Raw genomic sequence first — 21,969 nt, 5'->3', positions numbered from 1 at the left:
GTAGGGGCTTCCAGTTGAAGGACGGACGGCACGCCGAGGGCGCCGTCCCTGCTCATTCGACTGCGAGTGCCTTCTCGATCAGCTTGTCGCCTCCGGAGACCTTCTCGGAGAAGTTCTTGTAGGCCGACTCCTTGGCGAGCGTCAGCCAGGCGTCGTAGTCCTCCTTGGACATCTCGACCACCTCCACACCCGCTTTCTTGTAGGTGTCGATCATGATCTGGTCGCCCTTGCGGACCTCGGCGTCGAAGAAGGCTTCCGATTTCTCGCCGGCGGCAAGGATCGCCTTCTGCTGTTCCTCGTTCAGCCCTTCGAAGACCTTCTTGGACATCAGGACCGGCTCGTACATGAACCACAGGGAATTCCCGCCCGGTGCCGTCAGGCACTTGGCATGCTCGAAGAGGCGGTAGGAGACGAAGCTCGCCGAGGACGTGTTGGCGGCATCGAGAACCCCGGTCTGCATGCCGGTATAGATCTCGGAAGACGGCATGGACGAGATCGAGGCGCCCGCGGCGACGAGCATTTCCTCGAAGGCCGGACCGGCGGCGCGGATGACCTGCCCCTTGATCGTGTCCGGCGACGTGATGCAGCCCTTCTTCGAGGCGAATGCGCCGGAAAGCCAGGCGTCGGCGATTACCATCGCGCCCGCATCCTCGACCACCTTCTTGATGTCCGCCATGAATTCGGAATCGTTCAGTCGCTTAGCGCGGTCGAAATTGCCGACGAGACCGGGCATCAGCGTCGCCGAGAATTCCGGATGCCGCCCAGAGGCGTAGTCCAGCGGAAAGGACGTCATGTCGAGAATGCCGCGGGTCACCGCATTCCACTGGTCGTTCGGCTTGTACAGCGACGAGCCGGGATAGACCTGGATTTCCAGCCCGACATTCGCGGCGGCCACTTCGCGGGCGATGAGCTGGACCATCTCGTCGCGGATATCGCCCTTGCCACCGGGAAACTGATGGGACGCCTTCAGGACAGTTTGCGCCGGTGCGGCAGAGGCCATCAGGCCGCCGGCCAGCACCGCCACCGAGAAACTCAGTGTTCTTGTGAACCTGGACATTTCATTCCTCCCTATGCCTCGACCCTCCTGTCGAAGCGCGGTGATGATGGAAGAAGCTTGCGCACAATGTCAACTATTTTGTATACAAGCCGGAACATTGTGCATGAGGGTTGGCCGTGACTGCGAATACCAATCAGAAGCTAAGGGATGAAATCGAGAACTGCATCCTGACGGGTGCGTTTCATCCGGGCGAGCGCCTCGACGAGGTTCAACTGGCCGGCCGCTTCAACGTCTCGCGGACCCCGATACGAGAGGCGCTGTTGCAACTGAGCGCGATCGGCCTCGTAGAGATACGGCCGCGGCGGGGCGCGGTTGTCGTTGATCCCGGGCCCGAGCGGGTATTCGAAATGTTCGAGGTAATGGCGGAACTCGAGGGCATGGCGGGTGCGCTCGCGGCGCGGCGGCACCAGGAACAGGACAGGGATGCCATCCTCGAGGCGCTGGCTCGCTGCCAGGAGGCAGCCGAAAGCAACGACACGGACCGGTATTACTATGAGAATGAGGTATTCCACCGCGCCATCTACGCGGCTGCTCACAGCGGCTTCCTGGAGGAACAATGCGCCGGCCTGCACCGGCGTCTTCGCCCCTACCGTCGCCTGCAGCTCAGGGTTCGCAACCGGATGTCCGTGTCGCTTGCCGAGCACAGGCAGATCGTCGAGGCCATACTCGCCGGCGACGCGGACACCGCGCGGGCGAGCCTCCGCCATCATGTTGCCGTTCAGGGGGATCGGTTCGGGGACCTCGTCGCCAATCTGCGTAAGATGGAACGCAGGCGCGCCTGATCGGGCTCCGCGAGAACCGGAAAGCCGCTCGTGCGCGAGCGGGAGATTTCGCCCGGACGCCGATGGCCGCCGGGCGAAGAAGCCAGTTGGATTATGTTACTCGGCGGAATCCGCGGAATCGGCATTGAGGAGGCCGTAGCGTTCCTCGCCGATCTTGTTGAGGAGGTCGATCTGGGTCTCAAGGAAGTCGATGTGACCTTCCTCGTCGGCCAGCAGTTCCTCGAAAAGCTTCATGGAGACGTAGTCCCCGGCGGCATGACAGACGTCGCGCGAAGCCTTGTAGGCGGTGCGGGCGTCATACTCGCCGGCGAGATCCGCCTCCAGGACTTCCCTGACGTCCTGCCCGATGCGCAGGGGCGCGACGGTCTGGAGATTGGGGTGGCCTTCGAGGAAGATGATCCGGTCGATCAGCTTGTCGGCGTGGTTCATCTCTTCGATGGATTCCGCCCGTTCCTTCTTGGCCAGCTTGGTGTAGCCCCAGTCGGATAGCAGCCGGTAGTGAAGCCAGTACTGGTTGACGGCGCCGAGTTCGAGGAACAGAGCCTCGTTAAGCCGCTCGATGACGCTGCTGTCGCCTTTCAATGTCCGCTCTCCTGTGTTCTTCGTGGAATTGTTTCAGGCGGGACATATAATCGATTACTTCAGCGGTCGTCGAGTGGCGCTCGGCGTGATATTCCTCGGTCGTCTTGATGATGATGTCGACGACATTGGGGAAGCAGCCGCAGCAGCGGCCGCGCTTTGACATGGCGTGGTAGACTTTTGCAGGCACAATCAACTGCCAGCAATCTTCATCGAGGAGCTCGATAACGACCTCCCGGATTTCCTTGTCGGTGATGTAATTGCAGCTGCAGACCAGCATTCTCGGGCAACCCGTCAAACATGACCCTTCACGTCCGCTTTTTGCGAAAGAGGACACCATCTGTCAAGATAAAATCACCGAGCCATTAGCATTCGCTTGTGTTGAGGCCGACATCTCACCGGTACGCCCTAGTGGAAATTGCGGCCCTTCGGCATGACGTCCTCGGGATTCCCTTCGTCCGGAAAGAGGCTTCGTCCGCTTCCCGGACTTATCGCCTCCTGTTTCGGCGCCCTCGGCTTGCGGTAGCTGCCACAGCCGGATTCCAGAGTTTCGTCCGAACGCGGCGAGCCGAAGCGCCGGCCTTCCTTCTGAAGCAGGCCGAGCATGGAGGTTATGTCCTCGATCTCCTCGACCACCGTATGGATGACGCCGTTCACGCTCTGCAGCCGACCCCGGATCTTGACCATGCGGGCGCCCATGACGATGGACCGGAACCGTTCGAAAACCTTTGGCCAGACGATTGCATTGGCAATGCCTGTCTCGTCCTCCAGCGTCATGAAGATCACTCCTTGCGCCGAGCCGGGGCGCTGGCGCACGAGCACGAGGCCGGCGATCGTAACCTTCCGGCCGTTGCGTATCTCCAGAAGGTCGATGCTGCGTACCACTCCCATCCGGCTGAAATCGTCCCGCAGGAATGCCGTCGGGTGAGCCTTGAGCGACAGCGACAGGTAGCGGTAATCCTCGATGACCTCCTCGCCCGGCAGCATGTCCGGCAGCTTTGCCGCTGGCTCCACCTGGAGCTCCCCCTGGGTCACCCGGTCGAACAGTGGCAGCTTGTCGGCGGCCTTTCTGGCATCGAGGCCGCGCACCTGCCAGAGGGCCGCGCGACGGGAGAGCCCGATGGAGCCGAAGGCGTCGGCATCCGCGAGACGCTCGAGATCAGCCTTGTCGAGGCCGGAGCGCAGCCAAAGGTCGCGAATGGAGACATAGCCGCTCCCCCGGTTCTCGATCAGCCGTTCGCGAATGGCCCGTTCCGAAAGGCCCTTGATTTGGCGCAAGCCCAGCCGGACAGCCTTGCGGGTGCGTATCACCCGGCGCATCTCGCGATGCCGCGGATCGATATCCTGCGGTCTGTACGACGCGTCCTCCAAGGAACTGTCCCAGTCTGACAGGTTGACGTCGACCGGTCGCACCTCGACCCCGTGCTCGCGCGCATCGCGCACCAGTTGCGCCGGTGCGTAAAACCCCATCGGCTGGGAGTTCAGTAGCGCCGCACAGAAGACGTCCGGGTAATAGGCCTTTATCCAGCACGAGGCGTAGACCAGCAGGGCGAAGGACGCGGCATGGCTTTCCGGAAACCCGTATTCGGCGAAGCCTTCGATCTGGCTGAAGCAGCGCTCGGCGAATTGCCGAGTGTACCCGTTGGCGGTCATGCCCGAGACCAGGTCGTTCCTGAATTCGTTGACGCGGCCGGACCGCTTGAACGTCGCCATCGACCGTCGCAACCTGTCGGCCTTTGCGGGAGAGAAGCCCGCAGCCGTAATGGCGATCTGCATCACCTGTTCCTGGAACAACGGTACTCCCAGGGTGCGCTTGAGAACCTCCTTCAATTCCGGCTTCTCATAGCGGATCTCTTCTCCGCGCAGGACCATTTCGCGCCGCTTCAGGTAGGGATGCACCATATTGCCCTGGATCGGCCCCGGACGAACGATGGCCACCTCGATCACCAGATCATAGAACTCGCGCGGCCTGAGCCGCGGAAGCATGCTCATCTGCGCCCTGCTTTCGATCTGGAAAACCCCAACGGTATCGGCACGGCAGATCATGTCGTAGACATCGTCCCTCTGGTCCTGCAGCAGCCCGGCCAGGGTCCGGACCTCGCGGTAATGGTTTTCCATCAACGCCAGTGCCTTCTTCAGGCAGGTCAGCATGCCGAGCGCCAGCACGTCGATCTTGAGAAGCTTCAGTGTATCGAGGTCGTCCTTGTCCCATTCGATCATGTAGCGGCCCGGCATTGCCGTCTTCATGATCGGGACCACCTCGTCCAGCCGGTCGCGGGTGATCAGGAAGCCTCCCACATGCTGCGTCAGGTGACGGGGAAAGCCCATCAGTTCCCTGGCATGCGCCATGACCTTCCGTGTGGTCGGATTGGCGAGGTCTAGACCCGCCACCTTTGCCTCCCGCTCCGTGATGCCCTCCTCCGACCATCCCCAGACGGTACTGGCCAGTGCCGCCTGCACGTCTTCCGAAAGACCGAAGGCCTTGGCCACCTCGCGGCCCGCCATCCGGGTCCTGTAGCTGGTCACCGCCGCCGTCAACCCGGCATGGCGGTAGCCGTAATGCTGGTAGATGTACTGGATGATCTCCTCCCGCCGTTCGTGCTCGAAGTCGACGTCGATATCCGGCGGCTCGTTCCTCTCCGTCGAGATGAAACGCTCGAAGAGAAGGGTAGTGAAGGTGGGATCCACCTCGGTAATGCCGAGGCAGTAGCAGACGGCTGAATTTGCTGCGGAGCCGCGACCCTGACACAGGATCTTCAGCACATGGCGGGCATGCCAGACGATGTGGCGGACGGTCAGGAAATAGGGCTCGTACTGCATCTCCCGGATGAGGGTGAGCTCGTAGCGGATCAGTTCGGCGACCTTTTCCGGAACCTTTCCCGGATATCGCTCGCGGGCCCCTTGCCAGGTCAGCCTTTCCAGCGTCTCCGACATCGTCTCGCCGGGAACGCTTTCGTCCGGATAATTGTGCTGCAACTCGTCGAGCGAGAATTTAAGCCGGCTAAAGAATTCCGTGGCATTGCTTACCGCCTCCGGATAATCGGCGAAAAGGCGCGCCATTTCCCGCCCTGTCTTCAAATGTCGTTCACCATTCGGCGCCAGCCGGAATCCCGCATCGGCCACGGCAACATGCTCGCGAATTGCCGTCACCACATCGGCAAGCGAACGCCGTTCGGGCAGATGATAAAGGGGCTGGTTGCTTGCCAGGAGCGGAATGCGGCAGCTAGCGGCAACGGTCGCGAAGGCCGCGAAGACGAACCTGTCCTGTCCATCGTAGCTGGGAGAAAGCGTCAGGTAGACAACCGTTCCGAACTTTTCCCGAAGCAGCTTCAGGAAGTCCCCGAGCCTCTTCAGGTAGGCATCGTCCAAGGCACGGACGGGGTCGGGGATGACCGCCAACATCATCTCATGCCCCCATTCCAGAATATCCCATTCCTCCAGAATGCAGCTGCCCTTCTCCGTCCGCAGGTTTCCCCGGCTGAGGAGACGGCACAGATTGCCCCATCCCTTTCGGTTGATGGGATAGGCGAGCACATCGGGTGTCTGGTCGGCAAAGACGAGGCGAGCTCCGGGCTGCATCCGGCAAGAATGGGGAACATCTCTGTCCTCGCTCGCGCCTTCCTTCGCTCGCAGGCTTCTTTCAGTGAGTTCTCTCGCATGGTTATGAGCCCGCACCACCCCGGCCACGGAATTGCGATCGGCAATCCCGAGACCGGCCATTCCGAGGAGCGATGCCGTCAGCACCATTTCTTCCGGCCTGGATGCGCCCTCCAGGAAGGAGAAATTGGTCCGGGTGCCGATCTCGCAGAAGGCAGGGGCCGCGGTCATGCGAAAATGCCGTGCATGTGCCAGGTCGGACGATAGTCCGCCTGGTGATAGTGCCCCTGCCGGTAGACCCAGAAACGGTGCCCGGAGGCGACTTCCAGCCGGAAATAATCGCGCTCCTCGGCCGCCTGATCCAGCCACCATTCCGGCGAGATGCGTTCCGGCCCTTCGGCACGGGCGACATCATGGAGGACGCACCGCCACCGGAAGCGGCTGGGCGGCCCATCCGGGACGATGGCGGCGAAGGCCTCCATCGGCTCGGGTCGCGGCAGGAGCCGCAAGGGCCTTTCCGCCCGGGTGATGGCAGGAGGAGCGGCTTTGCTTCCGTCGACCCCTTGTGAAAGGGCGGGTACCGAACCCACAGCCCGCTCGGGAATATGGCTTTGGTGAAACCGGAAGCGGCGCAGGACTCCCTCCCCCAGTCTCGCCGAGACGCGATCGATCAGGTCCGACAGCGGCTCTTCGTCCGCGTGTCTGCCGACAAGGCTGGCCTGGTCCGCCTCGAAAGGATCGTGATGGAGAACATTGAGACGCAGAAGCTCGAAGCCGAAACCTGCATCCAGCTCGTCATGCACGGCCTTCAGGCGTTCGGTGAACAGGCCGGCGATCCTGGCGGCATCCCGCAGCGGCCGGGACGCCCCGGCGACGATGCGGAAGACGCGGCCATCCACCCGGAAGAGCACGAGTTCGAAAACCCGTCCTCCCGCGCCGCGCGCCTCCAGGCTCGAGCAGAGCGACTGGGCCACGCGGGAAGTGAGTTCCAGGATTTCCTCTTCCGCCTGGATCACTTCCGCCAGCTTGCGCTCGACCGACAGAAAGGCCACCGGACGGCGCGGCGAGATCGGCTCCTCCACCCCGCCCAGCGCCTGGTCAAACCGGAGCAGGAGATGGCTGCCGAACCGGCGTGCCAAGGGCGCCCGCGGCACCGAGAAAAGGTTTCCTACCTGTTTCAATCCGAGCTTGTTCAGCGCCCCGACGGTTTCGCTTCCGATCCTCAGGCAGGCGACCGGCAAGGGCCGGAGCACTTCTTCCGCGGCACCGTTCGGGATCACCCCGCCCGCTCCGAAGCGGCAGGCGGCCCAGGACAGGCCCGGCGACCCTGAAATCGCTCCCTGGACCTTGAACCCCATCTGGAAGAGGCGAAGCAGGATATCGTCGAGCAGTGCCTGTTCTCCGCCGAAAAGATGCGAGCAGCCGGTAATGTCCAGGAACAGGCCGTCACTGCCGTCCAGTGCCACCAGCGGCGTATAGCGATCGCACCAGTCGGCAAGCGCTTCCAGGAGCGTACCGTCGGCCGCGGGATCCTCTTCGACGATATCGATCGTGGGATGCATGGCCCGCGCCTCGGCCAGGCCCTGGCCCTGGCGCAGGCCGAGTTCCGCCGCCTGTTCGTCCAGCGCCGTCAGGCGGATGGCATTGTCCCGCCGTCCTGAACACAGCAAGGGCGGATAATCAGGACGCCCTGTCAAACGCCAGGAGGCGCCCCACAGCCGGCGCGCGATCCGGTCTGTCGGCAGATGCGGGAAGACCAGCGCCAGGATGCGTTGCCCCGTTGACGGAAAGGCGAGCCGGTTCTGGCCGGGCGAGGGAAAATTGGCGGTCACGGGAATTCCACTCCAGGGTAAGAGCGAGCGGAGCCGGGTTGCGGCTCTTCTCAAGCGTCAGACGGAAGACGGGAAAGCCGATGCTGCCGCCAAGCATGGCTCCATTGGGAAGGACCCGCTCCGAAGCGGGACCGGGTTCGGCATGGAAACGGAAGGCGGCGCTGCTCGCCTCCTCCTCGCCCGCATGCCGCAAAAGCAAGATCGGCCGCCTCGCCGACTTTGCCCTCAGGCTGAGCCTCCGGCTCTCGGACAGACCAAAAGACGAAGGATTGCCCCTGATTTCAAGGATGGTCGCGGCCAGGGCGCCGCTCGCCGCAGCCGTTTCGGCCAGCCACAATGCCTCCTCCAGCTTTCGAGGCATGGCATGGAGGAAATGCTCGACCTTGAGACCATATTGCGCAAGCCCCACGGGATAGGGCAAACCAGCCTCGCCACTCGAAAACCTGTCGCTGATCCACAGCAGAGCCGGGATGTGCGCCTGTCTCTGGATAAGCGACGCCAGCGCCAGAACGACCCCGCTGCCCGCCCCGGCATCGCGCATGGCGGAAGTCCTGATTTCCGTCATGGCATCGAGGGGCAGCCCGCCTTCCAGCGCGGCATCCATTTCCGCAACGCCCAGCGAAACTCTTACCGTCGACGGGACAGGGCACGTCGTCCCTCTTACCCGCGGCTGCTTCTCCGCCACCAGCGTCGGTGTCTTGCCTTCCAGCTTGGCAATCGTCTCACGCAGGGCAATAAGTCTCTCCTGCGCCCTGGCGTGCATGGCCATGGCGTCAGCTCCATATTTAGGCATGTTCACTTTATGTTCTAATGGATTCCAGAGCTCTCCCGAAGAGTCAACCACATTTTGGAAGAAGCGCCCGGCTTCTCCGGGAGGCCCATGAATCCTCTCGAAAATTTTCTGGAATAGATTATATGAGCCCCAACAAGGAGCATCTATGGCCCGTATAGACCACACCGACGATTGGCGGGATCGCCACGCGCCGACCATCAGCGCCTTTGAATCGTTGGCAATCGAAGCCTATGGCAATCTTCCGGAGGAATTCCGGGCGCTAACGACCAATCTGACCATCGAGATCGAGGATTTCCCGGACGACGAGATCTTCGAGGACATGGCGCTCGAAACGCCTTTCGACCTGCTCGGCCTCTTCGAAGGACGCGGCATTTCCGAGCGTTTTTCCATGGAAACCGGCGAGCTGCCCAACCGAATCCGGCTGTACCGGCGCCCGATCCTCGACTACTGGGCCGAGAACGAGGAGACGCTGGGCGATATCATCACCCATGTCCTGATCCACGAGATCGGCCACCACTTCGGCCTGAGCGACGATGACATGGAGCGGATCGAGGCGAGTGCCGAAGAGGCTACGGAACGCTGATCCGTAGCTCGTCGTGAACCGGCCTACTGCTCGCCGAGCTTCATCTCGGGATGATACTCCTTGCCCTCGACCGTCTTGGTCACGGCCTGTCCGCAATACATCCGGTTTTCGGCCGCATTGAAGCTGTGGCTGGGCGAGCCATGCAGTTCCCAACCCTTGTTCAAGGCATCGGTGACGCGGTGGCAGAAGGAGGAGTCGTCGGGTCCGGTCAGGAAGCGGTAGAGTTTCATGCCTTGGTCTTTCTTTCAGAGATATACCGGGCCTTGGCCACCAGCCGCTCCGCCTGTTCCAGGTGAAGCCGCTCGACCATTTTGCCGTTCATGTTGATGACGTTGAGGTCCCGGGCCGCCGGTTCGGCAAAGGCGGCGATGATCGCGTCGGCCTCCGCAACCTCCTCGTCGGACGGACCGAACGCCCGGTTGGCGGCCTCGATCTGGCCGGGGTGGATCAGCATCTTTCCGTCAAATCCCATCGCACGGCCCTGGGCGCATTCGTCTGCAAATCCGTCCGCATCCCGGAAATCGTTGAAAACGCTGTCGATCACGTCGAGACCATGCGCGCGGGCCGCAAGGACCACCTGCATGATCCAGGGCACCAGATAGGTTCGTCCCGGCTGCGGCAGGACGCCCGTTTCCCTGCGCAGGTCGTTGAGGCCGAGGACGAAACAGTCGAGCCGCCCTCCGGCCTCCCGCCCCGCCGCCGCTATGGCGCAGGCATTGAGGACGCCGGCGGACGCCTCCATCATGGCCCAGAGCCGCAATCCATCGGGAGCTTCCCCAAGCAGCGCGGCCACCTCCCGGATTTCCTCCGGCCCTTCCACCTTGGGCAGAAGTACGGCGTCCGGCTGAACTTCTAGGACGAGTTCGAGGTCCTCACCGCGAAACTCGGTATCCCGGCCGTTGATGCGGATCACGGTTTTTCGCCCCGCAAGCGGCATCTCCTTGAAGACACGGCGCAAATTGTCGCGCGCTTCCGGCTTCTTCTCGGGGGAGACCGAATCCTCCAGATCGAAGATCACCCCGTCGCAGTCCAGCCCATGAACCTTGTCGAGTGCCCGCTGGTTGATCGCAGGGACACTGAGGAGGGACCGCATCGGCATGTGCTTCAAGGAAATGCTCATCGCGATTTTGTGACAAGCTTTTGGATGCGCCGCAATACGCAAGCGGTCGAAAAGTCTTGCAAGCTTGATGCCGAAGGACCACATTCCCGCAAGAGAAAGGCTGTACCATGCAAAACATTCGTTCCTTCGTGCTGTTCACCTGTGGCGTCGCCCTTTTCGCGCTGGCTGCGCTTTTGACCGCGTCGCTTACCGTTGCCTTCGCGGGCATCCTGGGCGTGCTGACGGCCGGCCGGATCCTGTCGTCGCGGTTGAAGCCGGCACCGGTCAAGGCAAAGGCGGGAAAGAGCGAAATGCGGGTCTGGAACGACGGCCGCGGCACTATCATCGACCTCTGATCCACCCGTTCCACTGACAGGATCGCCTGATTTTCAGGCTCCTGCCGTACCGCCGCAAGCCAAACGGTTCTTCAAATCCGCCGGAATTTGCTTTAAGGGCTTCCGCAGACATCCTTGCGGAGGCAGATCATGGAAAAGTTCACCAAGCTCACCGGCGTCGCAGCGCCGCTTCCGGTCGTCAATGTCGATACGGACATGATCATTCCGAAGGACTACCTCAAGACGATCAAGCGGACCGGGCTTGGAACCGGTCTCTTCGCCGAAGCCCGTTACAATGAGGACGGATCCGAAAACCCGGATTTCGTGCTCAACAAGCCGGCCTATCGCAACGCCAAGATCCTCGTCGCCGGTGACAATTTCGGCTGCGGCTCGTCGCGTGAGCATGCCCCCTGGGCGCTGCTCGACTTCGGCATCCGCTGCGTCATCTCCACGAGCTTCGCCGACATCTTCTACAACAACTGCTTCAAGAACGGCATCCTGCCGATCGTCGTCAGCCAGGACGACCTCGACAAGCTGATGGACGATGCCTCGCGCGGCTCGAACGCCGTCCTCACGGTTGACCTCGAAGCGCAGGAAATCACCGGCCCCGACGGCGGCTCGATCCGCTTCGACATCGATCCCGCCCGCCGCCACATCCTGCTCGAGGGCTTGGACGATATTGCCAGTACCCTGAAGAGCGAGTCCGTGATCGGCAGCTTCGAGCAGAAGGTCAGCGCCCAGCGTCCCTGGCTCTGAGCAACCGCGGCCATGGTCAGGCACATTTCCTCCGGCTCCCCCTTTGAGGCCCGCATCGGCTACTCCCGCGCCGTGGTGGATGGCGACATGGTCTACGTCTCCGGCACCACCGGCTATGACTATGCGCGGATGGAAATGCCGGAAGATGCGGCGAGCCAGGCGCGCAATGCCCTGTCGACGATCGCCCGGGCGTTGACAGAAGCGGGCAGTGGCCTGAAGGACGTCGTCCGCGCCCGCTACTACATCACCGACATGGCCTATTACGATGCGGTCGTGGACGTCCTGGGCGAGGCCTTTGCGGACATAAGGCCGGCCGCCACCATGGTTGTCTGCGGACTGACTACCCCTGAAATGAAGGTCGAGATCGAGGTCACCGCCCGCATCGGCGCTTCAACATCCTGAAAATCAACCGGCCTTCTCTTTCGGCAGGCTCGGAGGAGGTCTCGACAGCACGACGGTCGTGCGGAGGGTGAGCCGCCATCGAGAGGAATAACGAATGACCCGATCTCTCTTCCTGCTTCCCGGCGACGGCATCGGCCCGGAGGCCATGGCGGAAGTCCGCAAGATCATCGCCCATATGAACAGCCGGATGAACGCGGGTTTCGAGACCGACGAAGGTCTTGTCGGCGGATCCGCCTATGACGCGCATGGCTCGGCCATCTCCGAAGAGGACATGGCAAAGGCCATGTCCGCAGACGCGGTCCTCTTCGGCGCCGTCGGCGGTCCGAAGTGGGATGACGTCCCCTATGAGGTCCGTCCCGAGGCCGGGCTTCTGCGCCTGCGCAAGGATCTCGAGCTTTTCGCCAACCTCCGCCCCGCCATCTGCTATCCGGCCCTCGCAAACGCCTCCTCGCTCAAGCCCGAACTTGTCGAGGGGCTGGACATCCTCATCGTCCGCGAACTGACGGGCGGCGTCTATTTCGGCGAACCGAAGGAAATCATCGACCTCGGCAACGGCCAGAAGCGCGGCATAGACACCCAGGTCTATGACACCTACGAAATCGAGCGCATCTCCGCGGTCGCCTTCGAACTTGCCCGCACGCGCAACAACCGTGTCTGCTCCATGGAAAAGCGCAACGTCATGAAATCCGGCGTGCTCTGGAACCAGGTCGTGACGGAAACCCACAAACGCGCATTCTCTGACGTGCAACTGGAGCACATGCTGGCGGATGCCGGCGGCATGCAGCTGGTCCGTGCGCCCAAGCAGTTCGACGTCATCGTCACCGACAACCTGTTCGGGGACATGCTCTCCGACGTGGCGGCGATGCTGACCGGCTCGCTCGGCATGCTGCCGTCGGCCTCGCTCGGCGCCCCGGACGCCAAGACCGGCAAGCGCAAGGCGCTCTACGAGCCTGTTCACGGCTCCGCACCGGACATCGCAGGGCAGGGGATCGCCAACCCGATCGCCATGATCGCCTCCTTTGCCATGTGCCTGCGCTATTCCTTCAACATGGTCGCCGAAGCAGACGGGCTGGAAAAGGCCATCGCCAATGTCCTCGACCAGGGCATCCGCACCGGCGACATCATGGCGGACGGTTGCCGCAAGGTCGGTACGGCCGAGATGGGCGACGCCATCCTGAAGGAATTCGCCGCCCTTTCCGCCTGAGTAGAGGGCTTCCGTGGCGCCCCTGTCGGAGCGCCACGAGTTACCCTCGCTCCGCTTGGAGCAGGTGCGGCGGACGGCGGTCTCCGCTTGACTCCGCATCAGAATCTTCTAAACACCACCTCGAACGGGAAAGCATCCTATGAACCGCCGCGAGTCCTACATCGCTGCAGACCGCCAGCCGGCACGTCGTGCCGGGCTGCACCATTGCTTTTTCGCCTCCAATAAAACCACGGCCAAAACGACGACGAAAACCGTCTGACGTCTCTGGCCCGCCGCTCTCTCCCCGGTTAGGCCGGGGACAAGGAAACCCGCGATCCGTCGCGGCTTCCCCCTCAACGGATCGAGGAGAGGCAGAAAAGAGAGCAAGATCATGGGTTTCAAGATTGCAGTCGTCGGTGCTACCGGCAATGTCGGGCGCGAAATGCTCAACATCCTGTCGGAACGGGGCTTCCCGGCCGACGAAGTGGTGGCGCTGGCCTCCGCCCGTTCGCAAGGCACCGAAGTCTCCTTCGGCGACAAGATTCTGAAGGTTCAGAACCTCGAGAACTACGACTTCTCCGACACCGACATCTGCCTGATGTCCGCGGGCGGCGAGATTTCCAAGAAGTGGTCTCCGAAGATCGGCGCACAGGGCTGCGTTGTCATCGATAATTCATCGGCCTGGCGCTACGACGCCGAGGTTCCGCTGATCGTTCCGGAAGTGAACCCGGATGCCGTTGCCGACTTCCGCAAGAAGAACATCATCGCCAATCCCAATTGCTCCACCGCGCAGCTGGTCGTCGCCCTGAAGCCGCTCCACGATGCTGCGAAGATCAAGCGCGTCGTCGTGTCGACCTACCAGTCCGTCTCGGGTGCCGGCAAGGAAGGCATGGATGAGCTCTTCACCCAGACCCGCGCCGTCTTCGTCGCCGATCCGGTCGAATCCAAGAAGTTCACCAAGCGCATAGCCTTCAACGTCATCCCCCATATCGATTCCTTCATGGAGGACGGCTACACGAAGGAAGAGTGGAAGGTTCTGGCCGAGACGAAGAAGATGCTCGACCCGAAGATCAAGGTGACCTGCACCGCCGTGCGCGTCCCCGTCTTCATTGGCCATTCGGAATCGGTCAACATCGAGTTTGAAAACGAGATCACGGCCGACCAGGCACGCGACATCCTTCGCGAGGCTCCGGGCTGCCTCGTCGTCGACAAGCACGAGAACGGCGGCTACGTCACGCCGGTCGAATGCGCCGGCGAAGACGCGACCTACATTTCACGCATCCGCGAGGACGCAACTGTCGAGAACGGCCTGAACCTCTGGATCGTGTCCGACAACCTGCGCAAGGGGGCTGCCCTCAACGCCGTCCAGATTGCCGAACTCCTCATCAACCGGGGCCTGATCAAGCCGCGCAAGCTCGCCGCCTGATCTTCCCGACGCTAAATACTACCGGTGCCCTCGGGCGCCGGTAGTTCGTTACCTCTCTCACGAAGAATTCACTGCGTTCGCGCCGAAGCCTTCGGTACGATTACCCCCAAAGCTCCATCATTCGCATCGGGCACAAATGCCCTTCGGAACCGGATAAACCATGCTGAACACCTTGCGTCTTGCTACTTTTGCGGCAGCTTTCATGTCCTTCGCCATGCCTGTTGCAGCTGCCCAATGCGGCAATGATAGTTCCGGCTTCTCGCAATGGGTGGAAGCGTTCAAGCCGCAGGCCGTCGCCAACGGCATCAGCCCGCGGGTCGTGGACAGTGCATTCGCAAACGTGTCCTACAACCGCGAAACCATCCGCGCCGACCGCGGCCAGAAGAGCTTCAAGCTCTCCTTCGACCAATTCATGGAAAAGCGCGGCGCCACCACGATCATTTCACGCGGCAAGAAGATGAAGGCCGGCAATGCCCAGCTCTTCGCTTCGATCGAGCGCCGCTACGGGGTGCCGGCCGGCCCGCTTCTCGCCATCTGGGGCATGGAGACCGGCTTCGGCAGCTTCCTGGGCAACCAGCACACGCTGTCAGCCGTCGCCACCCTCGCCTACGACTGCCGTCGCTCCGCATACTTTACCGAGCAGCTCCACGCGGCCCTGACCCTCGTGCAGCGGGGAGACCTCAGCGCGACCGCCAAGGGTGCCGCCCATGGCGAGATCGGCCAGACCCAGTTCCTCCCGGTCAACGTGGTGCGCTATGGCGTCGACGGCGATGGCGACGGACATGTCGACCTCGTCCGCTCGCGCGCCGATGCTCTCGCATCGACCGCCAACTTCCTCGTCGGCCACGGCTGGCGTCCGGGCGCTGGCTACCAGCCGGGCGAGCCCAATTACGTGGCTATCCAGGGCTGGAACGCCGCAACCGTCTACCAGCAGGCAATCGCGCAGATCGCCGCGGCGATCGACGGCCGCTAGGCGGGACCCTCAGGCCGCAGGTTCGGGGCTTTCCGATGCTGCGGGAATCCTGTCGGTGGGGCGCACGAAATCGCCGGTTTCGGCGTCCATCAGCCACAGCTCGCCCGTCGAGATGTCGAACCATGCGCCATGCAGCATGAGCTTGCCCTGTTCTTCCAGGTCGCGCACATAGGGAAACGTCCGCAGGTTGCCGATCGAATTGCGGATCGAGACCCGCTCCAGGGCCGTCTGCCGTTCGCCCGGGGTCATCAGGTCGTTGCTCTGGATCTGATCCGCAGCCGGGCGAACCAGCCCCATCCACTTCCCGATGAAATCGCCGGGCGACAACGGCTCCATGTCGGGGTCGAGAGCGGCCTTGATCCCGCCGCAGCGACCGTGGCCCATGATGACGATATTGTCGATCTTCAGCGCCTGCACGGCGAATTCGATCGCGGCCGACGTGGCATGATATTGTCCGTCCGGCTCGTAAGGCGGCACCATGTTGGCGACGTTGCGCACGACGAAAAGCTCGCCCGGCCCGCAATCGAAGATGGTTTCAGGCGCGGCACGGGAATCGCAACAGGCGACGACGAGCGTATGCGGGTTCTGGCCTGCTTCCGCGAGGCTCCGGTACCTCTCGCGTTCATCCGAATAGCGTCCGCTCATGAAGCTGCGGTAGCCGGTCAGTAGGCGTTCTGGAAACTGCTGCATGGCTGGGGTTTATCCTGAGGTTGTCGCGAGATCAACGGTTGGGAGGCTACCGTCGAATGCGTTGAAGGGGATGGATGAGGCGTCGCATGTGCACCATCGCCATGGGTGTCGTGAGGCTGCTCGCATCGGTTTCCAACGTCAGCTCGTCGCTGCCGCGCCGGGCCGTCCTGGCGAGGATCTCGTAGACGCTGGCGGTCGCCAGCTGGAGCGCCCGCTCCTCGTCTGTGCCCGCCATCAGCCGTGCCAGGAAAAGCGCCGAGAGCAGGTCTCCGAGGCCGTTCGGCGGATTATCGATCAACCTGTGCTCTGCGAGAAGCGCATGCGCTCCGGTGAGATAGAGATTGCCGGTCCCGCCGGCCATCATCGGCACCGCCGACGTGACCAGCATGCGCGACGGCCCGAGAGCCACCCCCGCCTCCATGATGGCGGTATTGCTGTCGAGCTCGCTTCCGGCCAGCCAGGCCAGCTCGTAGCGGTTCGGCGTGGCGAGGTTTGCGAGCGGTATCAGCTCGTCGCGGATCGCCTCGGCCGTCGCCTGCGGGACATAGAGCCCGCCGAGGTCCCCCATCACCGGGTCGCAGACATAGAGAAGGTTCGGATTGCGCTCCTTGAAGGCGCGAACCAGCCTTGCGACCGCCTTCGGCTGATCCGCGTTTCCGAAGTATCCCGTGAGGATCGCCTGGACCTCGCCGCTCCAGGGGGCCTCGATGAGGTCGTCCACGACCTTTTCGAAATCCTCCGGAGAAAAAGTGAGCCGGGTGGAGGGGCCATGACCCGGATGCCACGGCATGACGACGGTAGGCAGCGCCCAGACCGGGAACCCCAGCGTCTCCAGGGCGAACACCGCTGCGCGGTTCCCGACGGAACCCCGCACCACATGGCTGGAAATGACGATCACGGCGCCGGAATTTTGCATGTTCTTGCGTTCCGTTTTGCCTAGCTTGATGATTTCTTCGGGCCTGCTTGTCAATAACCGGCCACGGATGCGTGAAATAGAAACCGACGTCGCGACGGGTCCGGGGCGATTGCCCCTGTTGACGGATCAGGCTTCGCGACAGCATGTTGACGCAATCGCATGGAGAGTGACATGGGCAGGCATAACCCGAAGCGGGACAAGCAGATCGAAATGGCGCACAGGATCGCCGCCGGGGGCGAGGGGGCCTTTCTGGATCCGGCTATCCTTTTCGGCCGCGCCAGTCTGGACGATCTGGAGCACTACACGCCCCAGATGCTTGCGGCCTCCGCAGCCCACGCGGCGAGATGCCTTGAGAACTGGACGAGGGTTCGCCCCTCGATAACGCTCGGACCTGTTGAAGGGGTCAAGCCGGACGGCGCGCCGGCGCATGTCCTGACAGTCATAGACCGGAACATGCCGTTTCTTTTCGATTCGGTCATGGGCGAGGTCACTTCCAGTCATCGGGAAATCTACCTTGCCGTCCACCCGATCCTGGTTCTCGAGCCCGGAAAGGGTCCGGTGCTCCGCTCGGCGGATCGGCCGAGCGATCCGGCGCATCACGTCAGCCTGATCCAGGTCCACCTTCCGCCGCTGTCAGCCTCGGATGCCGACGCACTCATGGCCCGCATCCGCTACGTCCTCGATCAGGTCCATCTCGCGATCGCCGACTGGCGGCCGATGCTGGATCTCCTCGAGGGTGCGGCGGGCCAGTTGCGAACCTATTCCGCCAGCCGGAAGAAGGCCGACAGGGACGAGGCACTCGCCTTCCTCGATTGGCTCCGCGACGACAACTTCACCTTCCTCGGCATGCGGGAATATGTCTATTCCGGCAAGGGGGCGGATGCCCGCGTCGAGCGCAGTAAGGGGCGCGGGCTCGGCATCCTGTCCGACCCGGACGTCCTCGTCCTTCGCCAGGGCAAGGATGCGGTTACCACGACCCCCGAAATCCTGGAATTCCTCGACGGCCCGGATTTCCTGATCGTCACCAAGGCGAATGTGAAGTCGGTCGTCCATCGCCGCGCCTACATGGACTACGTCGGCATCAAGCGCTTCGATGCCGACGGCACGGTGACCGGAGAACTGCGTGTGGTCGGCCTCTTCACCGCGACGGCCTACACCCATTCGGTGCACGATATCCCGCTTCTTCGCGCCAAGGCGCAGCGGGTCCAGGAACAGTTGGCCTTCGATCCGAACAGCCATTCCGGCCGGGTACTGGCCAACGCGCTTGAATCCTACCCCCGCGACGACCTCTTCCAGATCGACGTGCCGACGCTGACACGGTTCTGCGAGCAGATCATGGAACTGAGCGAGCGGCCGCGGGTACGGGCGCTTCCGCGGATCGACCACTTCGACCGCTTCGTCTCGGTGATCGTCTACGTCCCCCGCGAGGATTACGATTCCCGGGTGCGCGAGAAGGTGAGCGACTATCTCGCCAGGGTCTACGAGGGCCACGTCTCCGCATACTACCCAGCGTTTCCGGAGGGCGGGGTAGCCCGCGTCCACATCATAATCGGCCGGCGGGGTGGCCGGACCCCGCGCATTCCCCAGGCGAAGCTGGAGGAAGCGATCCGCGAAATCTCCACGCCCTGGGAACAGAGCTTTGCTGCCCTTGCCGGCACGCAGACCGGCCTCGTTGTCAACAAGGCCTTCCAGGAGGCCTTCGCGCCCGCGGAAGCCGTTGCGGATCTTCGCGATATGGAGGCCTGCGCGAAAGGGGCCTCGATCCGCATCGCCTTCTACACCCGCCCCTCGGATTCGGCGGGCACCCTGCGCCTGAAGATCTTCCATCAGCCCGAACACCTGTCGCTGTCGCGCCGGGTACCGCTTCTGGAAAACCTCGGCTTTCGCGTCGTCAGCGAACAGACTTTCGACATCGACGTCAAAACGGGGGATCGGGTCACCCATGTCGTCTTGCACGACATGGAGCTTGAACTGCGCCAGGAGATGCCCTTCAGCCTCGAACGGGATGCTCCCCGGCTGGAGGAAGCCTTCCTTTTCGCCTTCCACGGCTGGTCGGACAATGACAGCTTCAATCGGCTCGTGCTGCTATCGGGCCTGGACACCCGGGAGACGACCGTCCTGCGGGCCTATGCCCGTTATCTGAGGCAGGCGGGCATCGTGTACTCGCAGGCCCTTATCGCCGATACGCTTGCCCGTTACCCGGCGATCACCCAGGCGATCTTCCGCCTCTTTCACGACAGTTTCGACCCCGCTCTTGGAGAGAGGACGCGGCTGAAGCGACTGGCTGCCCATCACGCCGCGCTGGAAGAAGCCCTTGCGGGTGTCCCGAGCATCGATGATGACCGCATCTTCCGCCGCTACATCAATGCCGTGGATGCAACGCTCCGCACCAATTATTTCCAGCGCGACGAGCACGGCAAGGCGCGCGCCACGCTGGCGTTCAAGTTCGACCCCAACATGCTCGAGGGTCTTCCGCAACCACGTCCGTTCCGGGAGATTTTCGTCTATGGCACCGAAGTCGAGGGCGTGCACCTGCGCTTCGGCAAGGTGGCGCGCGGCGGCCTGCGATGGTCCGATCGCGCCGAGGACTACAGGACGGAAGTCCTCGGGCTTGTGAAGGCGCAGCAGGTCAAGAACTCCGTCATCGTCCCCGTGGGCGCCAAGGGCGGCTTCGTGCCCAAGGCGCTTCCCGCCGGCGGCTCCCGCGACGAGATCTTTTCAGCCGGCCGAGAGGCCTACAAGACCTTCATCCGGACGCTCCTCTCCATCACCGACAACATCATCGACGGCGAGGTCGCCGGGCCTGCGGACACGATTCGCCCTGATGGCGACGATCCCTATTTCGTCGTGGCCGCGGACAAGGGCACGGCGACTTTTTCCGATACCGCCAATGCGCTGGCGCAGGAGGCGGGCTTCTGGCTCGACGACGCCTTCGCTTCGGGAGGCTCGGCCGGCTACGACCACAAGAAGATGGGCATCACGGCGCGCGGCGCGTGGGAAGCCGTCAAGCGGCATTTCCGCGAGCTCGACATCGATATCCAGACGACACCCTTCTCCGTGGCGGGGGTAGGCGACATGTCGGGCGACGTGTTCGGCAACGGCATGCTTCTGTCGAAACACATCCGGCTCGTTGCAGCTTTCGACCACCGCGACATTTTCATCGATCCCGACCCCGATACGGCCGGCGCCTTTGCCGAGCGGCAACGTCTCTTTGCCCTGCCGCGATCGAGCTGGCAGGACTATGACCGCGCCTGCCTTTCGGAAGGCGGGATGATCATTTCCCGCGCCGAGAAATCGGTGAGGCTCACATCTCAGGCGAGGGCGGCGATCGGCATCGAAAAGGATGTGGCGACACCCTTCGAGATCATCACCGCCATCCTGAAGAGCCCGGTCGACCTTCTCTGGTTCGGCGGTATCGGCACCTACATCAAGTCCGTCTCCGAGACCGACGCGGAGGTCGGCGACCGCGCCAACGATCCCATCCGCGTAATCGCCACCGATGTCCGGGCGCGGGTGATCGGGGAGGGCGCCAATCTCGGCGTCACCCAGAAAGGCCGTATCGCCTACGCCCTGCAGGGCGGCCGGCTAAACTCGGATGCGATCGACAACTCCGCGGGCGTCAATTCCTCCGACGTCGAGGTCAACATCAAGATCGCCTTCAGTTCGGCCATGCGCGCCGGCACTCTCACACGCGAAAAGCGGAACCAGCTTCTCGCGTCCATGACCGACGAGGTCGCGGATCTGGTTCTGCGCAACAACTACCTGCAGACCTTGGCCATTTCTCTGACCGAGCGGAAAGGGGCCGACAACCGCGAAGAACTTTCCCGGCTGATGTCGGTTCTGGAGGCGCGGGGGCAGCTGGACCGGACGGTCGAGACGCTGCCCGGCGATGCGGAACTGGCGGAACGCTACCACATCGGCAAGCCGCTGACCCGACCCGAGATCGGCGTCCTGCTTTCCTACGCCAAGCTCACGCTCTTCGATGAACTCCTGGAGAGCACGCTCCCCGATGACCCGTATTTTGCAGGCGTTCTGAAAAACTATTTTCCCTCGAAGATGCAGAAACGGTTCGCCGCCGATATCGAGGGCCATCGCCTGCATCGCGAGATCATCTCGACCGTCCTCGCCAACGAGGTGATCAACCGCGGCGGACCGGGCTTCGTCCAGGCAATGATAGACGGAACCGGGGCGTCTCCCGCGGAAGTCGTCAAGGCGGCCTATCTCGCCCGCGAGGGGTTCGACCTCCCCGATCTATGGGCGGCGATCGACGCGCTGGACGCCAGGCTCCCGGGCGAGGTCCAGAACCGTCTGTATGCGCGGATCGGCGAGGTCTTCACCGATGCGACGCGCCTCATCCTGATTACCCGTTCCGGCCTCGGTCCGATGGATGCGACGATCTCCGGCCTCAAGGCCGGCGCATCCAGGCTGCGGAGCGCGGTGGATGCACTGGGCTTGACCTCCGAGTTGCACGAACGCACCGCGGAACTCGAGGCGGAGGGCGTTCCGGCCGCTCTCGCCAGAGCGGTGAGCCTGCTGCCGACGCTTTCGCTCGTGCCTGAACTCCTGCTGATCGGCAGCCGTACGCAGAGCGAGCTCGGCCGTGTCGCCCAGACCTATTTCGCGGCGACCGAAACGTTCCGGATCAATCGCCTGCTGAGGCTCGGAGAAGCTGTCACTCCCGGCGATCATTATGAAAGCGTTGCCCTGGGGAGAAGCCTCGCGCAGATCGCGTCCGCCCGACGCGAAATCGTCTGCTCGGCGCTCGAATCGCATCCACTGGAGAAGAAACCGCTTGAGCTCTGGTATCGCGACCGGCGCCAGCAGGTGAACAGGCTGGTCAGCGAACTCCTGACCTTGAGCGATTCCAGCGACTTCAACCTTGCCAAGCTGACGGTCGCCGCCGGCCTTCTCGAGGACCTCGCCGCTTCGAGGGCGCAAGCTTGAGCGGCCTGATCAGGAGTGTGCA

19 protein-coding genes are annotated in these 21,969 nt (G+C 62.9%); 9 read left to right on the top strand and 10 right to left on the bottom strand.

The window, feature by feature from the left end:
• Nucleotides 1–52: 52 nt before the first annotated feature.
• A complete protein-coding gene (locus ACWGPT_RS15490; RefSeq protein ID WP_452606515.1) occupies nucleotides 53–1,057 on the bottom strand; it encodes a TRAP transporter substrate-binding protein in 1,005 nt (334 codons plus the stop codon).
• A gap of 116 nt (nucleotides 1,058–1,173) precedes the next feature.
• Here ACWGPT_RS15490 and ACWGPT_RS15485 point away from each other — a divergent pair, with 116 nt between their 5' ends.
• The gene (locus ACWGPT_RS15485) at nucleotides 1,174–1,839 is read left to right on the top strand and encodes a GntR family transcriptional regulator (protein WP_452606514.1); all 666 of its coding nucleotides are present in this window, start codon (nucleotides 1,174–1,176) and stop codon (nucleotides 1,837–1,839) included.
• Nucleotides 1,840–1,935: 96 nt separating this feature from the next.
• Here ACWGPT_RS15485 and bfr read toward each other — a convergent pair whose 3' ends face one another.
• From bfr to ACWGPT_RS15460, 5 genes are all read right to left on the bottom strand, one after another.
• Nucleotides 1,936–2,421, bottom strand: coding sequence for a bacterioferritin (gene bfr / locus ACWGPT_RS15480; RefSeq protein WP_452606513.1), 486 nt, complete (start codon nucleotides 2,419–2,421; stop codon nucleotides 1,936–1,938).
• Nucleotides 2,387–2,698, bottom strand: coding sequence for a (2Fe-2S)-binding protein (locus tag ACWGPT_RS15475; RefSeq protein ID WP_452606512.1), 312 nt, complete (start codon nucleotides 2,696–2,698; stop codon nucleotides 2,387–2,389). Before ACWGPT_RS15475 ends, bfr begins: the two co-directional genes overlap by 35 nt.
• 128 nt (nucleotides 2,699–2,826) lie before the next feature.
• The gene (locus ACWGPT_RS15470; RefSeq protein WP_452606511.1) at nucleotides 2,827–6,246 is read right to left on the bottom strand and encodes an error-prone DNA polymerase; all 3,420 of its coding nucleotides are present in this window, start codon (nucleotides 6,244–6,246) and stop codon (nucleotides 2,827–2,829) included.
• Nucleotides 6,243–7,682 (bottom strand): Y-family DNA polymerase, encoded by a 1,440-nt coding sequence (locus ACWGPT_RS15465; RefSeq protein WP_452606599.1) that lies wholly within the window; start codon nucleotides 7,680–7,682, stop codon nucleotides 6,243–6,245. The genes ACWGPT_RS15470 and ACWGPT_RS15465 overlap by 4 nt, the downstream gene beginning before the upstream one ends.
• A gap of 13 nt (nucleotides 7,683–7,695) precedes the next feature.
• The gene (locus tag ACWGPT_RS15460) at nucleotides 7,696–8,616 is read right to left on the bottom strand and encodes an ImuA family protein (protein WP_452606510.1); all 921 of its coding nucleotides are present in this window, start codon (nucleotides 8,614–8,616) and stop codon (nucleotides 7,696–7,698) included.
• 169 nt (nucleotides 8,617–8,785) lie between these two features.
• Between ACWGPT_RS15460 and ACWGPT_RS15455 the strand changes: the two genes are divergently transcribed.
• Entirely contained in the window at nucleotides 8,786–9,223 is a 438-nt protein-coding gene (locus tag ACWGPT_RS15455) for a metallopeptidase family protein (protein WP_452606509.1), read from the top strand.
• A 23-nt stretch (nucleotides 9,224–9,246) separates the two neighbouring features.
• Here ACWGPT_RS15455 and ACWGPT_RS15450 read toward each other — a convergent pair whose 3' ends face one another.
• A complete protein-coding gene (locus ACWGPT_RS15450; RefSeq protein WP_452606508.1) occupies nucleotides 9,247–9,453 on the bottom strand; it encodes a DUF1737 domain-containing protein in 207 nt (68 codons plus the stop codon).
• Complete coding sequence (locus ACWGPT_RS15445) at nucleotides 9,450–10,343, bottom strand: HpcH/HpaI aldolase/citrate lyase family protein (protein ID WP_452606507.1); 894 nt, start codon at nucleotides 10,341–10,343, stop codon at nucleotides 9,450–9,452. The genes ACWGPT_RS15450 and ACWGPT_RS15445 overlap by 4 nt, the downstream gene beginning before the upstream one ends.
• A 107-nt stretch (nucleotides 10,344–10,450) precedes the next feature.
• On the opposite strand from ACWGPT_RS15445, the gene ACWGPT_RS15440 reads away from it, so the two are divergent.
• The 6 genes from ACWGPT_RS15440 to ACWGPT_RS15415 all read left to right on the top strand — a co-directional run bounded on the left by ACWGPT_RS15440 (nucleotide 10,451) and on the right by ACWGPT_RS15415 (nucleotide 15,397).
• Nucleotides 10,451–10,678, top strand: coding sequence for a hypothetical protein (locus ACWGPT_RS15440; RefSeq protein ID WP_452606506.1), 228 nt, complete (start codon nucleotides 10,451–10,453; stop codon nucleotides 10,676–10,678).
• Between the two features lie 129 nt (nucleotides 10,679–10,807).
• On the top strand, nucleotides 10,808–11,413 hold the full coding sequence (gene leuD, locus ACWGPT_RS15435; protein WP_452606505.1) for a 3-isopropylmalate dehydratase small subunit: 606 nt from the start codon (nucleotides 10,808–10,810) through the stop codon (nucleotides 11,411–11,413).
• 12 nt (nucleotides 11,414–11,425) lie between these two features.
• Complete coding sequence (locus tag ACWGPT_RS15430) at nucleotides 11,426–11,815, top strand: RidA family protein (protein WP_452606504.1); 390 nt, start codon at nucleotides 11,426–11,428, stop codon at nucleotides 11,813–11,815.
• A gap of 94 nt (nucleotides 11,816–11,909) precedes the next feature.
• Nucleotides 11,910–13,019 (top strand): 3-isopropylmalate dehydrogenase, encoded by a 1,110-nt coding sequence (leuB, locus tag ACWGPT_RS15425; protein WP_452606503.1) that lies wholly within the window; start codon nucleotides 11,910–11,912, stop codon nucleotides 13,017–13,019.
• 370 nt (nucleotides 13,020–13,389) lie between these two features.
• Nucleotides 13,390–14,424 (top strand): aspartate-semialdehyde dehydrogenase, encoded by a 1,035-nt coding sequence (locus ACWGPT_RS15420; protein ID WP_452606502.1) that lies wholly within the window; start codon nucleotides 13,390–13,392, stop codon nucleotides 14,422–14,424.
• A gap of 160 nt (nucleotides 14,425–14,584) precedes the next feature.
• Entirely contained in the window at nucleotides 14,585–15,397 is an 813-nt protein-coding gene (locus ACWGPT_RS15415) for a lytic murein transglycosylase (RefSeq protein ID WP_452606501.1), read from the top strand.
• 9 nt (nucleotides 15,398–15,406) lie between these two features.
• Here the strand turns inward: ACWGPT_RS15415 and ACWGPT_RS15410 are convergent, their stop codons facing one another.
• Nucleotides 15,407–16,087, bottom strand: a complete 681-nt coding sequence (locus tag ACWGPT_RS15410) for a carbonic anhydrase (RefSeq protein ID WP_452606500.1) — start codon at nucleotides 16,085–16,087, stop codon at nucleotides 15,407–15,409.
• Between the two features lie 46 nt (nucleotides 16,088–16,133).
• Nucleotides 16,134–17,003, bottom strand: a complete 870-nt coding sequence (gene pdxY / locus ACWGPT_RS15405) for a pyridoxal kinase PdxY (protein ID WP_452606499.1) — start codon at nucleotides 17,001–17,003, stop codon at nucleotides 16,134–16,136.
• 171 nt (nucleotides 17,004–17,174) lie between these two features.
• On the opposite strand from pdxY, the gene ACWGPT_RS15400 reads away from it, so the two are divergent.
• Nucleotides 17,175–21,947, top strand: coding sequence for an NAD-glutamate dehydrogenase (locus ACWGPT_RS15400; RefSeq protein ID WP_452606498.1), 4,773 nt, complete (start codon nucleotides 17,175–17,177; stop codon nucleotides 21,945–21,947).
• The last annotated feature ends 22 nt before the right edge of the window (nucleotides 21,948–21,969 follow it).

The organism is Pseudorhizobium sp. NPDC055634, from assembly GCF_053618655.1.
This window is presented reverse-complemented; position numbering and strand designations above follow the sequence as displayed.